The organism is Winogradskyella sp. PC D3.3, from assembly GCF_054366245.1.
Genome location: NZ_CM135962.1, coordinates 3796242 through 3812128, shown reverse-complemented (window position 1 = coordinate 3812128; position 15887 = coordinate 3796242). Strand labels below are relative to the sequence as shown.

General features: G+C 34.1%; 15 protein-coding genes. 14 read left to right on the top strand and 1 reads right to left on the bottom strand.

Translation table 11 applies throughout. From position 1 onward, the window contains the following. Window positions 1-9: 9 nt before the first annotated feature. The 5 genes from ACXGSQ_RS16980 (at window position 10) to ACXGSQ_RS16960 (ending at window position 4919) form a co-directional block, all read left to right on the top strand. Entirely contained in the window at window positions 10-243 is a 234-nt protein-coding gene (locus ACXGSQ_RS16980; RefSeq protein WP_458627329.1) for a DUF3820 family protein, read from the top strand. Between the two features lie 526 nt (window positions 244-769). Then, the gene (locus ACXGSQ_RS16975; RefSeq protein ID WP_458627328.1) at window positions 770-2395 is read left to right on the top strand and encodes a CTP synthase; all 1626 of its coding nucleotides are present in this window, start codon (window positions 770-772) and stop codon (window positions 2393-2395) included. 114 nt (window positions 2396-2509) lie between these two features. Next, window positions 2510-4423, top strand: coding sequence for a membrane protein insertase YidC (gene yidC / locus ACXGSQ_RS16970; RefSeq protein ID WP_458627327.1), 1914 nt, complete (start codon window positions 2510-2512; stop codon window positions 4421-4423). 80 nt (window positions 4424-4503) lie between these two features. Next, entirely contained in the window at window positions 4504-4686 is a 183-nt protein-coding gene (locus ACXGSQ_RS16965; RefSeq protein ID WP_458627326.1) for a hypothetical protein, read from the top strand. Further along, window positions 4665-4919: a GNAT family N-acetyltransferase gene (locus ACXGSQ_RS16960; RefSeq protein WP_458629377.1), complete on the top strand. Its 255-nt coding sequence runs from the start codon at window positions 4665-4667 to the stop codon at window positions 4917-4919. Before ACXGSQ_RS16965 ends, ACXGSQ_RS16960 begins: the two co-directional genes overlap by 22 nt. 90 nt (window positions 4920-5009) lie before the next feature. Here the strand turns inward: ACXGSQ_RS16960 and ACXGSQ_RS16955 are convergent, their stop codons facing one another. After that, complete coding sequence (locus tag ACXGSQ_RS16955; RefSeq protein WP_458627325.1) at window positions 5010-6002, bottom strand: fasciclin domain-containing protein; 993 nt, start codon at window positions 6000-6002, stop codon at window positions 5010-5012. Window positions 6003-6065: 63 nt separating this feature from the next. On the opposite strand from ACXGSQ_RS16955, the gene ACXGSQ_RS16950 reads away from it, so the two are divergent. The 9 genes from ACXGSQ_RS16950 (at window position 6066) to ACXGSQ_RS16910 (ending at window position 15874) form a co-directional block, all read left to right on the top strand. Beyond that, window positions 6066-6776 (top strand): toxin-antitoxin system YwqK family antitoxin, encoded by a 711-nt coding sequence (locus ACXGSQ_RS16950; RefSeq protein WP_458627324.1) that lies wholly within the window; start codon window positions 6066-6068, stop codon window positions 6774-6776. Between the two features lie 258 nt (window positions 6777-7034). Then, the gene (mnmA, locus tag ACXGSQ_RS16945; RefSeq protein WP_458627323.1) at window positions 7035-8222 is read left to right on the top strand and encodes a tRNA 2-thiouridine(34) synthase MnmA; all 1188 of its coding nucleotides are present in this window, start codon (window positions 7035-7037) and stop codon (window positions 8220-8222) included. Between the two features lie 189 nt (window positions 8223-8411). Continuing rightward, window positions 8412-10034: a S8 family serine peptidase gene (locus tag ACXGSQ_RS16940; protein WP_458627322.1), complete on the top strand. Its 1623-nt coding sequence runs from the start codon at window positions 8412-8414 to the stop codon at window positions 10032-10034. A gap of 161 nt (window positions 10035-10195) precedes the next feature. After that, window positions 10196-11137, top strand: a complete 942-nt coding sequence (locus ACXGSQ_RS16935; RefSeq protein WP_458627321.1) for an NAD(P)H-dependent flavin oxidoreductase — start codon at window positions 10196-10198, stop codon at window positions 11135-11137. Window positions 11138-11348: 211 nt separating this feature from the next. Next, on the top strand, window positions 11349-12821 hold the full coding sequence (locus ACXGSQ_RS16930) for a potassium/proton antiporter (RefSeq protein ID WP_458627320.1): 1473 nt from the start codon (window positions 11349-11351) through the stop codon (window positions 12819-12821). A gap of 142 nt (window positions 12822-12963) precedes the next feature. Further along, window positions 12964-13473 (top strand): DUF3124 domain-containing protein, encoded by a 510-nt coding sequence (locus ACXGSQ_RS16925; RefSeq protein WP_458627319.1) that lies wholly within the window; start codon window positions 12964-12966, stop codon window positions 13471-13473. A 109-nt stretch (window positions 13474-13582) separates the two neighbouring features. Continuing rightward, a complete protein-coding gene (locus ACXGSQ_RS16920) occupies window positions 13583-14965 on the top strand; it encodes an MATE family efflux transporter (protein WP_458627318.1) in 1383 nt (460 codons plus the stop codon). A gap of 115 nt (window positions 14966-15080) precedes the next feature. Continuing rightward, the gene (locus tag ACXGSQ_RS16915; RefSeq protein ID WP_215924224.1) at window positions 15081-15308 is read left to right on the top strand and encodes a hypothetical protein; all 228 of its coding nucleotides are present in this window, start codon (window positions 15081-15083) and stop codon (window positions 15306-15308) included. After that, window positions 15308-15874 (top strand): phosphatase PAP2 family protein, encoded by a 567-nt coding sequence (locus ACXGSQ_RS16910; RefSeq protein WP_458627317.1) that lies wholly within the window; start codon window positions 15308-15310, stop codon window positions 15872-15874. The genes ACXGSQ_RS16915 and ACXGSQ_RS16910 overlap by 1 nt, the downstream gene beginning before the upstream one ends. The last annotated feature ends 13 nt before the right edge of the window (window positions 15875-15887 follow it).

Sequence of the window (15887 nt, the reverse complement as noted above, 5' to 3'; positions counted from 1 at the left end):
TTAATTAAAATGGAATTAGACGGTACAGTTTTAATTGAATTAGCGCATTACAAAATGCCTTTTGGCAAATACAAAAATCAATACCTTATAGATATCCCAGAATATTATTATATCTGGTATCAACAAAAAGGATTTCCTGATGGGAAATTGGGACGTATGATGGCACAAATGTGTGAAATAAAAATCAATGGATTGGAAGAATTGATCTATACGATTCGCCGAGATTTCAGAAAGCAGAATTAAGGTGCTTTTAATAGGGGCTTTATCGTTATTGCGATTATGTGGTATTCATACTGTGAATCACGACGTAAGGGTATTCATATTGAGTTGCAACAAAGCGGCAATGTCATCATATTATTTGTTAAGTAGATACTGGTGCTTATAGATCTAATGTTTTGATGAAAAAATAAGATATATTATAAGAATTTCAAAACTCGGTATGGGCAGTTTAATGCGTATAGCGCTCTCTTTTTTTTAGAAGACATTTGATTTAATGCAGCAGAAATGGATAAGGGAAATTAATAAGTTGAAACTTATTTTCTTGCTATTCGTATGGCTCTACTAAATACTTTTGCAATTCCATTTTACTTTACAAGGATTTCTTTTTCAATTCGTTTTAAATGTTTATTTGTAACCCTTTGTAAACCATTAATTAAGGGGGTTATTTTTTAATTAAAACAGATAGAAATAATAACATATCAACAAACGATAAACAAATAGGGAATAACTCATTAAATTTTGTAATTTTGCCTGCGTTTAAAATCGCATCATGACCACAAACCCTAAATACATTTTTGTAACAGGAGGCGTGTCTTCTTCTCTAGGAAAAGGCATAATAGCTGCTTCTTTGGCTAAACTTTTACAAGCCCAAGGTTACAGAACAACCATTCAGAAATTAGATCCATACATTAACATTGATCCAGGTACTTTAAATCCTTACGAGCATGGCGAATGCTATGTTACTGATGACGGAGCGGAAACGGATTTGGATTTAGGCCATTACGAACGTTTTTTAAACGTACCAACATCGCAAGCAAATAATGTAACCACTGGTAGAATATACCAAAGTGTTATTAATAAAGAAAGACGCGGCGAGTTTTTAGGAAAAACAGTCCAAGTCATTCCACATATAACAGACGAGATCAAACGCCGAATTCAAATATTAGGAAATTCGGGTGATTATGATATTGTCATTACTGAAATAGGTGGTACTGTTGGTGATATTGAGTCGTTACCATATATTGAAGCCGTTAGACAGTTAGAGTGGGATTTGGGCGAACACAATACCTGTGTTATTCATTTAACGTTAGTTCCATACCTATCCGCTGCAGGTGAATTAAAAACGAAACCAACCCAACACAGTGTAAAAACCTTGATGGAAAGTGGCGTGCAAGCTGATATATTAGTTTGTAGAACAGAACACCCACTTAGTGATAGTATAAAAACCAAATTAGCACGTTTTTGTAATGTCAAAAAGGAGGCGGTTATAGAGTCTATTGATGCTTCTACGATTTACGATGTGCCAAACTTAATGTTAGAAGAAGGCTTAGATAAAGTAGTTTTAGATCAACTACAACTTAAAAGTGATGTTCCAGATTTAAAACGTTGGAACGAATTTTTAAAGCGTCATAAAAATCCTAAAAGTGAAGTTACCATTGGTTTAATTGGTAAGTATGTAGAGCTTCAAGATTCTTATAAATCGATTTTAGAGTCGTTTATACATGCAGGTGCAGAAAACGAGGTTAAAGTCAATGTAGAACCGATTCATTCTGAATATTTATCAGAAAGCAATATAGAATTTAAACTAGGACATTTAGACGGTGTTTTAGTGGCACCAGGTTTCGGAGAACGTGGTATTGAAGGTAAAATTGATGCTGTGCGTTTTGTACGTGAGCAAAACATTCCGTTTTTAGGAATATGTTTAGGTATGCAAATGGCAGTAATAGAATATGCTAGAAATGTACTAAATCTTAAAGATGCGAATTCGGTTGAAATGGATGAGCAGACTCCAAATCCTGTAATTAATTTAATGGCATCACAAAAAGGTATCGTTAATAAAGGTGGAACCATGCGTTTAGGTACTTGGGATTGCCAAATTGAAAAGGATAGTATTGCTTACAAGGTTTATAAATCGGAAACCATTACAGAGCGACACAGACATCGTTTTGAGTTTAATAACGATTATAAGTCTCAATTTGAAAAATCAGGCATGAAAGCGACAGGTCTAAATCCGGAAACAGGATTAGTCGAAATCGTTGAAATACCTGAAAATGATTGGTTCGTTGGTGTGCAATATCACCCAGAATATAAGAGTACAGTGAAAAATCCACATCCTTTATTTGTCGCTTTTGTCGCTGCTGCTCTAAAATACAAGAAGAAGAAAAGTAATAAATAATATGTCACTTTGACGTAAAATAAATTTTGGACAGTTTTTTGGGTTGTTCAATTGTTACCTTATAAGACCTGTCAGATGTTTAAAACATGACAGGTCTAAAATTGAAAATTAAAGATGGAAGAAAAGAAATTCGATGTTAAATCAATAATAGGTTTTGTCCTCATTTTTGGTATACTTTTGTACATAATGTACCAAAATCAACCAAGTCCTGAAGAACTTGAAGCTCAGAAAAAAGCGGAACAAGAACAGGTTGAAGCTGATAAAAATCAAAGTAAACAAAACGAAAGTTTGGTAACAACTTCGGCCGATTTTGTTACCAATGCGCAAGTTTTAGATTCTACTCAGAAAGTTGCACTTCAAAATAAGGTTGGCTCTTTTGCTTATGCCTTAACCTTGCCTTCAGCATCAGATAAGCAAACAACGGTTGAAACAGATGTTTTTGAATTAAAATTTAATAACAAAGGTGGCCATCTTGCTGAAGTTAAATTGAAAAACTTTGTAGATTATGATTCGGTACCTGTTTATATGGTTAAGGATAATAATAGTGCTTTTAATATTACATTTGGTACTTCGGATCATAGAACGTTAAATACGCAAGATTTTCCTTTTCAACCAACAGTTACTAAGAATGGAGAAAATACAATAGTATCCATGAAATTGAAGGTTTCTGAAACGGCATTTTTAGAATACCGTTACGAGTTGAAGCCTAATGATTATATGATTGATTTCTCAATTAAATCTCAAGGTTTAAGTGGTGTCTTTAATACGTCACAACCAATTGAATTAGATTGGAAACAAAAAAGTATTCGTCATTCAAAAAGTATAAGTTACGAAAATCGTTATACAAGATTAACATACATGTATGATGATGGTAAGGTGGATAAATTGTCACAAGCTAGTGATGATGATGAAATGATTGACGATGTTGAATGGCTATCGTATAGACAACACTTCTTTAGTTCTATTTTAGTCGCTAATGATAGCCCATTTAAAAAAGCAACAGTAACTTCTTCCGATTTAGTAGAAGATGAAGAAATAGATACCTTATATACTAAGTTGTATACCTCTAAAATGCCATTGGCTTATAGTGGAGGTGAATTAAATAAAAACTTAGGCCTGTACTATGGTCCTACAGATAATACAACATTAAAAAAATACGATAAAGGTTTAGAAAAAAGTATTCCGTTTGGTTGGGGTATTTTTGGATGGATAAACAAAATGCTATTTATTCCGTTATTTGGTTTCCTTAGTGGGATCTTACCTTATGGAATCGCCATTATTGTTATGACTGTTTTGGTGAAAATTGTATTGTCTTTTGTTCAATATAAGCAATTCTTATCTCAGGCAAAGATGAAAATCTTAAAGCCAGAATTAGATGCTGTGAGAGAAAAGTACAAGGATAATAAGTTAAAAGCGCAACAAGAAACCATGGCCATTCAAAGCCGAGCAGGAGCGAGTCCATTGAGCGGTTGTTTACCTGGTTTAATGCAGATCCCAGTGTTTTATGCATTGTTTATGTTTTTTCCAACAGCTTTTGAGTTAAGACAAAAAAGTTTCCTTTGGGCAGACGATTTAAGTTCTTATGATTCTGTTTTAGATTTACCTTTTCATATTCCATTATACGGGGATCACGTTGCTTTATTCCCAATTTTAGCTGCAATTGCTATTTTCTTTTATATGAAAATGACGACTGGTCAGCAAATGGCAACACAGCCAACACAAGAAGGAATGCCAGATATGGCTAAAATGATGAAGTACATGATTTACTTCTCGCCAATTATGATGTTAGTGTTCTTTAACAACTATGCTTCTGGGTTAAGTTTGTATTATTTTATTTCTAACCTAATTAGTATTGGTATTATGTTAGTGATTAAAAACTACATTATCGATGAAGATAAAGTGTTAGCTAAGATTGAAGTCAGCAAAACAAAGCCTAAGAAACAAAATAAGTTTCAGAAGAAAATGGCTGAAATGATGGAACAAGCTGAGCAGCAAAAACAAGCACAACAAAAAGGGAAGAAAAAATAATTCGTTTTCTTTCTATTCGTATAGATCAGTATAGCCTCAACAGTTTTGTTGAGGCTATTTTTATTAACTAATCTAAATAGATGACCCGCGAAGTTTGTAATAAAGCAGCTATTAAAATAATTGTGGATGGCCTTAATACTTATAACTTAGAAAAAGTACCGGCATTATCAGAGATTTGGACACCTTTAGATTTTAGTATAAAGAATGAAAAAGATACCGTTGTTCGGGTGTTTTATCAGGAATCAATTATTGGAATGGTTTAGAGATTAAAATTCTATGGGTTGATGCAGATTATAGAAATCAGGCCTTAGGAACAAAACTATTAAGCTATGTTGAAAAGGAAGCTATTAAACGTGGTGCTAATATTGCTATGGTTGATACGTTTGATTTTCAGGCAGAAGCATTTTATATTAAAAACGGATATACCATTATTGGTGAAATTAAAGATTTCCCAAAAGGGCATCGACGCATTTATTTTTCTAAAGTATTACAATAAAAAAGACCCAAACCTTTTACCGTTTGAGCCTTTTCTTAACTAATTAATCAACCTAAAACCTTAAGAGGGGAGAACCCTCTTTTTTTATATTTATTGCATTGGTAAAAGTACGGTGTCAATAACGTGTACTACACCATTGATTGACTGAATATCTACTAAACTCGTTACAATATTACTGCTACGATTATTAGGATCTGTTAATGTAAAAGCAGTATTGTCAGCCATAATTTCGCCACCTAATGTCATAACGGCTCCATTTGGTAAGCCACTAGATTGTATGTTACCACTTACAATATGATACGTTAAAACAGCGTCTACAGTTGCAGCATCTAAATCACCAAGAGCTGTATTTCCTGAAGGATCTAACTCTAATAACAAATTAGCGAAAGCGTCGTTCGTTGGAGCAAATACTGTAAATGGTCCAGCTGAAGCGTCAGAAACTGTAGAAATATAAGGAACTGTTGGTGTACCAGAGTCTGCTAAGGTTAATGCTGCTACTAAATTTGATAAAGCAGGATTGGTTGTTGCAAATGTGGCAATAGTTGGTAAGCCTATAACTTCGTCAACTATATGTACAATACCATTACTAGCTACATTATCGGCATTTGTCACTGTTGAAGCGCCATTTAGCATAACTCCATTAGAAGTTGTGAAATACAAACTTAAATTAGTACCATTGGGCCCTGTTGCAGCAGTATTGGTATATCCTGAGCCAGCATCAATTAAATTTGAAGACGTTAAAGTAGAACCAATAATCACATGGTTTAATAAAATATTTTTTACCAAAGCATTTTCAGAGGTAGATAAATTGTTTAAATCTAAACCTGTATCCGATAATAATTGGGCAAAGGCAGCATTGCTTGGTGCAAATACAGTAAAAGGGCCTTCACCTTGTAAGGTTGTAACTAAGTCTGTTGCTTGTAATGCCGCAGCTAACGATGTTAAATTGTTTTCTAAAGCGATGTCAACTACTGTTGTCGGAGTTGTTGCGGTGCCATTGTCATCATCATCACTACAAGATGTAATACCTATAACCAATAGAAATACTGTAAGTAATTTGAAGTTTTTTGAAATAATTTTCATTGTTTTGAGTTTTTATATTGTTCAACATTCAAACCTTCTTGGTTTGTTTAACAAAAATACAAAATGATTAAACAAAATGTTTTTACGCTTTTCACTTTAACACTATTTTTAACATCTGCTTATGCGCAAAACCCAGTGAATCAATTTGATGAGAATGGGTTAAGGCACGGTAAATGGACAAAAAACTACCATAACACTAAACAAAAACGTTATGAGGGTTTCTTTAGACATGGAAAGGAAGTTGACTCATTTAAATTCTATACCTTATCTTCAGGAAAAAGTGTTCTCAGTGCCATTAAAGTCTTTAATGAAAACGACAGTATTACAGATGTAACGTTTTATGCTTCAACAAAAAAAGTAATTAGTGCGGGTAAAATGAATGGCAAACGCTTTATAGGGCAATGGACGTTTTATCATAAAAACTCTAATGCCAAAATGATTGTTGAAAATTATAACGATGACGGATTGTTAGATGGTGAACGCTTTGTTTATTTTAAAAATGGAGTGGTTGCAGAAAGTGCTAATTACAAAAATGGAGACCTTCATGGTGAATCTAAGTGGTATTCTGAAAAAAATGTATTGCTAAGACATGCTAATTATAAGGATGGTCATTTAGAGGGCAAAAGCATTCATTATGATGCCAGAGGTAAAGTTGTTTCAGAAGGTAATTATATAAAAAGTCAGAAAAAGGGCATTTGGAAATATTATAAAGATGGTGTACTCACCAAAGAGATAGATCATACAACTCAAGAAGTGTTATATAAGAAAGAATAGCTTAAAACTATGCGCTCTATAGAATTTCAGAATGGCAATCTTAATAGGATTGCCTTTTTTATTTTGTAATTTTGCCGAATATTTTCGAACTAAGCATGACGTTTCTCTTGAGTAGCGTTATATCATTTCGAGTAAAATTCACCTTTCTAGTGAATTTTGTATCGAGAAGTAATTTAAGGTAAGAATGTTCTCGATACAATTCCGATAAAAAATCGAAATTACTCGAATAGATGTTCAAATAAAAAGAGATTAAATAATATGAAAAGAGTCATCGTAGGACTTTCAGGAGGGGTAGATTCTAGTGTTGCCGCCTATCTTTTAAAAGAACAAGGTTATGAAGTTATTGGCTTGTTTATGAAAAACTGGCACGATGATTCTGTAACGATCTCTGATGAATGTCCGTGGTTAGAAGATAGTAATGATGCTATGTTAGTGGCAGATAAATTAGGAATTCCTTTTCAAACAGTCGATTTAAGTGTGCAATATAAAGAACGTATTGTCGATTATATGTTTAATGAATACGAAAAAGGACGTACCCCAAATCCCGATGTACTTTGTAATCGCGAAATAAAGTTTGATGTCTTTATGGATATTGCTTTAGAATTAGGAGCAGATTACGTAGCAACGGGGCATTATTGTAGAAAAGGAACGATTGAAAAAGACGGAAAACAGATCCATCAGTTGTTAGCTGGTGCAGATGATAATAAAGACCAATCGTATTTTCTTTGTCAATTATCACAACAGCAATTGGCAAAAGCATTGTTTCCTATAGGCGAATTACAAAAACCAGAAGTAAGAGCAATTGCTAAAGCTCAAGGTTTAATTACAGCCGAAAAGAAAGATTCTCAAGGCTTGTGTTTTATTGGGAAAGTAAGATTACCCGAATTTTTACAACAACAATTAAAACCTAAAGTAGGTGCTATTGTTGAAGTGGCAGATACATTTGAAACCTATAATCAAGCACTTCCAGAGTTCGATTCAAAAGAAAATGAATTAGCGTTTTTATCTAAAAAACCAACCTATAATGTAACCGATGGGAAAGTCGTTGGCAAGCATCAAGGGGCACATTATTTTACCAAAGGCCAACGAAAAGGATTGGGTGTTGGTGGTACTGTAGAACCTTTGTTTGTGATAGACACAGATGTTAATGCTAATATAATCTATACAGGTCAGGGAAAACAACATCCAGGGTTATACCGAAATGTGTTGTTTGTGTCTAACGAAGAATTGCATTGGGTACGCGAAGATTTAGCTATAAACGAAGGTGAAACTATGGACGTTATGGCGAGAATTCGCTATAGACAAACCTTAGAAAAAGCTACTTTGCATAAAGTCGCTTCTGGTATGTATGTGGAATTTGAAAATAAACAATCCGCAATTACCGAAGGTCAGTTTGTAGCTTGGTATATAGAAGACGAATTGTTAGGCTCAGGAGTTATTTCTTAAATTACGGTTGATCTGTTTGATCAGTTGTAATTCAATAATTTGTGTATCACAAAAGGATTTGCAATAGGATTGTTATTTATGAGAAACAATTAAATGTTGTTTTAAAACAAGCAAGCGTAGCTTATAGGAATGTTTTTTTATAAGATAGTCCACTAATACCTATATTTTAGTCCAATAATTAATAGTTCTATGAAAAACAGTTTTACACTTCTACTTTTAATTTTTATCACTTATAGTTATGCACAAGAAGATGCCTGGGTTTACCTTATAGACAAACCAAACGTTGCGGAGTCAATAGCCAATCCTATTAGTATACTTACACAAAAAGCCATCGACAGAAAGCAAAATTATAATATAGCTATTGATGAACGCGATGTGCCTGTAAATGAGGCCTATATTTCAGAATTAAAAAATCAAACAGGAATCACAGTCTTGGCAAAATCCAAATGGTTTAATGCTGTTCATGTTAGAGGAACAGAAGCGGATATTAATGCTTTGATGAATTTAACTTTTGTTGAAACCATTGCCTTTGCTAATCATAGTCTAAATGCCTCTTTACGGAGTACAACACAATACAGTAAAACAGAAATCGAAGATGAAACCACTACATTTACTTATGGTGATACACAAAATCAAGTAGAAATGATTACTGTAGATCATCTTCATTTGGCTGATTTTACAGGCGAAGGCATTACAATTGCTGTGATGGATGCTGGTTTTCCAAATGTAAATACGATGGCCGCTTTTCAGCGTTTACGAGATAACGGAGGTTTACTCAATGGTTATGATTTTGTAGATAGAAACGAAGATGTTTATGCCTTTACAGGAAATAATCATGGTACAAAAGTATTGAGTACAATGGCCGCATTTGTGCAAGATCAATATGTTGGCACAGCGCCAGATGCTTCTTATTATTTGTTTAGAACAGAAGATTCTGGAAGTGAAAATCCGGTGGAGGAAAGTTATTGGGTAGAAGCTGCAGAACGTGCAGATAGTTTGGGAGTTGATATGATTAATACCTCATTAGGCTATCAAACTTATGACAATTCTAATTATGACTATACACCATTGGATATGAATGGGCAAACGGCTTATATTTCTAAAGGTGCTTCTATAGCTGCTGAAAAAGGGATTTTGGTTGTGGTTAGTGCTGGGAATTCTGGTGCTACGACTTGGCAAACGGTTGGTGCCCCTGCAGATTCCCCAAAGGTACTCTCTATTGGAGGTGTAGATGCCGATGGTAATTATGTTGCCTTTAGCTCACAAGGCAGTGCTGCGCAAGTAGGCTATCAAAAACCGGATGTGGTTGCTAGAGCCGGAACCGCTTATGTCATCGATGAATTTAATAGTATTGTACAGAATAATGGCACATCGTTTAGTGGGCCAATTGTGTGTGGTGGTATTGCGTCTTTATGGCAGGCTATTCCTGATGTTTCACCTACAGCCCTTATGGATTTAGTAAGACAATCTGCTTCACAATATAACATGCCAGATGATTTTTTAGGCTATGGGATTCCAGATTTAGATTTGGCTCGAAGTAACGCATTGTCAATAGATGAGTCTTACCTTCAAGGTTTTCATTTTTATCCTAATCCAGTAGCGACAAAACTTACTATTGAGATGCCTTATGCAGCAGATCAATTAGAAGTTTCAATTTACAATCAATTAGGTCAAGAAGTTTTGAAGCAATGGCTAACAGAAACGTCAAACGTTGTCAATGTGACCAATTTAGCTTCAGGCATTTATTTAATCAAATTGTCAACGACGACTAATTCCAAAACATTTAAGTTTATTAAAAGTTCTAATAACTAAAAGAACTTAGTTATAACGATTGATAAGTACAAGACATCGTCGCTAAAATAGATTGGACTAGAATTCCTTTGGGGCAATAAAAATTATCTTCATTTTCAATCGTGAAATTCACATGAATTGCCGAAATTTATACGCTATTACAACAGAAATAATTTTAAACTATGGTCAATAGAATCACATCACTTTTCAACATAAAATATCCAATTATCCAAGCAGGAATGATTTGGAATAGCGGCTGGAAATTAGCGTCCGCTGCAAGTAACTCCGGAATCTTAGGCTTAATTGGAGCAGGCTCCATGTATCCTGATGTTTTGCGAGAACATATTCAAAAATGTAAAGCGGCAACTGATCAGCCATTTGGGGTTAACGTACCTATGTTGTATCCCAATGTTCAGGAAATCATGGATATTATTGTAGAAGAAGGTGTAAAGGTGGTTTTTACGTCTGCTGGAAATCCGAAGACTTGGACGAAATGGTTACAAGACAAAGGCATTACAGTGGTGCATGTGGTAAGTAGTGTAAAGTTTGCTTTAAAAGCACAAGAGGCTGGAGTCGATGCTATTGTAGCCGAAGGGTTTGAAGCCGGTGGACATAATGGAAGAGATGAAACTACGACGTTGACGTTGATTCCTATGGTGAAAGAGCAACTTCAAATTCCTTTAATTGCAGCAGGAGGTATTGCCTCTGGAAAAGCCATGTTAGCTTGTATGGTGCTAGGAGCAGATGGAGTACAAGTAGGGAGTCGATTTGTTGCGAGTGAAGAATCTTCAGCACACCAAGCGTTTAAGCAAGTGGTTGTTGATGCTAAAGAAGGTGATACCCAATTAACCTTAAAAGAATTAGCACCTGTGAGATTAATAAAGAATAAATTCTACAACGACTTACAAGAACTCTATAAAACAAGTCCAACACCAGAACAGCTTAAAGAATTATTAGGAAGAGCTAGAGCTAAACGTGGGATGTTTGAAGGTGATTTAGAGGAGGGCGAATTAGAGATTGGTCAAATTGCAGGATTGATTCACGATGTGAAGCCAGTTGCTGAGATTGTAGAGGAGATGGTGCGTGAATTTGAGGAGGCAAAGAAAACCATGTCGGATTTATAGTTAATTGGATATTCACTGATAAATAGAAGGAGTTTAAGTGACTATAAATATGGTAATTAAAATGACGTTGTTTTGTGGAAAAATGGTGAATTGAACGCTGTTTTTTAGAAGTTGATAATTTATTGGATGCCTACGTTTTAAAACGTTTATTTAGTCACGTTTTTTTAATAAAAAACCTAAATTTGTGCATGCTGTTTTTAACTAGTAGCGTATGAATTTAACCACTGAAAACATCCTCTTAATAGGTTCTCTATTACTTTTTATAAGTATTATTGTAGGTAAGACATCTTATAAATTTGGTGTGCCAACATTAATACTTTTTTTGGCTATAGGAATGCTTGCAGGTTCCGATGGTATTGGTGGTATTCGTTTTGATGATCCTAAATTAGCCCAATTTATAGGTATTATTTCTCTTAACTTTATATTGTTTTCTGGTGGTTTAGATACCAATTTTAAAGCCATAAAACCCATACTTAAAGAAGGTTTGGTGTTGTCTACTTTAGGTGTGTTTCTTACCGCAGCAACACTTGGTGTATTTGTTTGGTTTGTTACGGATTTTACAATTTATGAAAGTTTGTTGTTAGGGTCTATTGTATCTTCTACAGATGCAGCTGCCGTATTTTCTATTTTACGCTCCAAAAATTTAGCATTAAAAACGAATTTAAGACCAACATTAGAGCTCGAAAGTGGTAGTAACGATCCCATGGCTTATGTGTTAACCCTAGCGTGTTTAAGTTTAGTAATTAATCAAGACCAGAGTATTTCTACTATGATTTTCATGTTTTTTCAACAGATGATCTTAGGTGGTATTGCAGGTTTTGCCTTTGGTAAATTGAGTAGGATTATTATTAATAGAATTAAGTTAGGTTTCGAAGGACTTTACCCTGTTTTAGTCATTGCGCTGATGTTTATTACATTTTCGGCAACTGATTTTGTCGGTGGAAATGGATTCTTAGCTATTTATATATGTGCCGTTTATTTAGGGAATCAAGATTTAATTCATAAATCTACGATTTTGAAAATGTTTGATGGTATGGCTTGGTTAATGCAAATTGTGCTGTTCCTTACCTTAGGCTTACTTGTTTTTCCTTCCCAAATTATTCCTTATATGGGAATTGGATTGTTAATTTCAGTCTTTCTTATTCTTGTGGCGCGACCTGCAGCGGTGTTTATAAGTCTTATCTTTTTTAAAATGAAATTGAGAAGACGCTTTTATATTTCGTGGGTTGGTTTGCGTGGAGCAGTACCTATAGTATTTGCAACCTATCCGCTTTTAGCCGGAATCGATAAGGCTAATATGATATTTAATATTGTTTTCTTTATTTCGGTGACTTCTGTTTTAATTCAAGGTACAACCTTATCGCTTTTTGCGAAATGGTTAAATGTGGCCTTGCCAGAAGAAGTGAAACCTATTGCAGAGAATGATCGTTATATTCTTAACTTGCCTAAATCTGCAATGGAAGAAATTGCAATACCTCAGAATAGTTTTGCTGTAGATAAACGAATTATTGATTTACATTTTCCAAAATCGGCATTTATTGTAATGATTAAGCGAAATAATAAGTTTGTGCGTCCAGGAGGTTCTACTGTTATTGAAGCAAATGATACGTTAGTACTGCTTTTAGATAATGAAGAAAGTTTAATAGAAATAAATAAGATCTTAGGGACGACTTTAGTATTGTAAAATTAAAATAAGGACGAAGTACCAAGACTAATAATGTTTAGTTTTTATTTGCAGTTCTAAAATTTATCGTTATAATTAACTGCTTAAAACTAATGTTCAATCTATTAGTGTTATCATTAATTCTAAATCAAATTACCACATCATGAAAAGAATACTCGTTTTATTTATAGTGCTTTTTGGTTTTTACGGTTGTAATGAAGTGTTGAATAATGATACATATGAGAAAATTAATTGGGGTGAACGCCAAGTCAATTATAAACTTTCAGATTCATTAGATTCAGGGACCTCTTATTTATCCGTTTATTCTCAGATTTATAGTTATTCACAGCACAAAACCTATAACCTGACGGCGATGATAAGTATACGAAATGCAAGTGCTAAAGACAGTATCTTCTTATCTAAAGTCGATTATTACGATACACATGGTACCTTATTAAAAACGTATTTTGATAAACCTGTTTACTTAACACCAATGGAAACGTTAGATATTGTTATCAATGAGGTCGATATTGCAGGTGGTACAGGTGGTAATTTTATTTTTGATTGGAAAACACCTAAAGATTGTCCGGAACCTATTTTTGAAGGAGTAATGACATCTACATCAGGGCAGCAAGGCCTCTCTTTTTTAACTCAAGCAAAACGGATTGATTAAGAGCTGTTTATTTTAGAGCGCAATTAGAGTACTCACAAAATTTTAAAAAGGCCTATAAATTACTAAATAATTCATTCTTAAAACTAAAAGTAAGTATTACTTTTGCACCATGGTTTTAAGCAACTACACTAAAGAATTCAGATACAATCTTAAACTCGCATCTCCAGTGATGTTGGGTATGCTTGGTCATACTTTTGTGAGTTTTATAGATAATATAATGGTTGGCCAATTAGGTGCAGCAGAATTGGCAGCAGTATCTTTAGGTAACAGTTTTGTTTTTATTGCCATGTCTTTAGGTATTGGTTTTTCTACAGCAATTACACCTCTAGTGGCTGAAGCAGATACCGAGAATGATTTTGAAAAAGGAAAATCAGTGTTTAAGCATGGTCTTTTTCTTTGCATGGTTTTAGGATTGGTTTTATTTGGCATCTTATTATTTGCTAAGCCTTTAATGTATATTATGGATCAGCCAGAAGAAGTTGTCGATTTAGCTATTCCGTATTTAGATTTAGTAGCCTTTTCGTTAGTTCCATTGATTGTTTTTCAGGCGTTTAAACAATTTAGTGATGGTTTGTCGCTAACCAAATACCCTATGTATGCTACAATCGTAGCCAATTTGCTCAATGTTGCCATTAACTATGTCTTAATTTTTGGAAAGTTTGGTTTTCCTGAAATGGGCATTGTTGGAGCGGCTGTTGGGACCTTAGTTTCTCGTTTTGTTATGGTCGCTTATTTATGGTGGTTACTAGCAAAACGCGAAAAATCGAAAGCCTATGTAACGAATATAAAGTTCTTTGAATTGAGTAAGCAGCCCATTAAAAAACTGAGCAATTTAGGATTGCCTAGTGCTATGCAAATGTTTTTTGAAGTCGGTATTTTTACGGCAGCCATATGGCTAAGTGGCACTTTAGGCGCTAATGCACAAGCGGCCAATCAAATTGCTTTAAATTTATCGTCTATGACCTTTATGGTGGCAACAGGATTAAGTGTTGCAGCCATGGTACGAGTGGGGAACCAAAAAGGATTAAATGATTTTAAAGCTTTAAAACGTATTGCAGAATCTATATTTTTTGTTGGCTTTATTTTTGCGGTAATTTTTGCCTTACTCTTTGTGGCGTTTCATCAAGTGCTTCCAGATTTATATGTCGATTTAGATGATCCTGAAAATGCAGTAGATACAGCCGAAGTTGTTAAAATTGCAGCAACATTATTATTAACAGCAGCCGTTTTTCAGATAAGTGATAGCCTTCAAGTAATTGCTCTAGGAGCCTTACGTGGTTTACAAGATGTAAAAATACCTACTATAATTACCTTTATATCGTATTGGGTGGTTGGATTTCCTATTAGTTATTATTTAGGGAAAGCTGAAGCTTATGGCAGTCTTGGTATCTGGATTGGACTTATTGCAGGATTAACCGTAGCAGCAATTTTATTGTTTATTAGATTTCATCTATTAACAAAAAAGCTCATTATTAAATCCTCCAAGTCATAAATAGGTTTTATATGGTTGTGATAAGGCAATATTAAACGAAGAGCTCAATCAAAATCTATATATTTGTAACATAAGTTAAGAGGCTTCTAGTCGTCTGAAATAAAATCAAAAAAGAATGGAATTACCAAAATTTATATTAGGAGATAATACCGATTATCCTAATGCTATATTTATAATACATACAGAATTTCCACGTTTTATTATTAATCTTGAAAATGATGAAGTGGAATGGTTTGAAGAGTTCGATCAGCACGATGAAAAAGAATTGGAGACTGAAACTGAAAATTACATTCAGCAAGCTACAGACTTTTACGATAGAGAAATCGCAAGATACGACGAGTAATGTTAGAACAACTTTTAGCGTACGATAAAGCACTTTTTTTATACCTCAATAATCTAGGGTCTGAAACTTGGGATGGTTTATGGTTGGTTATAACCAATAAATTATCATCTATTCCTTTATATGCTTTTTTGCTGTTTTTAATTTATAAAAAACTCGGTTGGAAAGCGGTTGTATTGATGGTGTTAGTTATAGCGGCAATGGTGACATTTACGGACCAAATTACTAATGTATTTAAAGATTCATTTCAGCGTCCTAGACCGTGTAGAGCAGAAGGGGTTAAAGATATTATGCGCTTTGTAGCACCACGATGTGGTAAGTATGGCTTTTTCTCAGGACATGCTTCTAATTCTATGGCAGTCGCTATTTTTGCTGGCTTACTTTTAAAACCTTATTTCAAAAACTTATTAATCTTATTGCTTATTTGGAGTTTTATTGTCGCCTATAGTCGTATTTATGTAGGTGTACATTATCCGCTAGATATTATATGTGGTTTAACTTTTGGTGTTTTAGCGGGTTTTGGGTTTTATAAGCTTTACAATTTTCTTTTTAAGAGGTATGTAAGGTAATTTTAAACCCTTG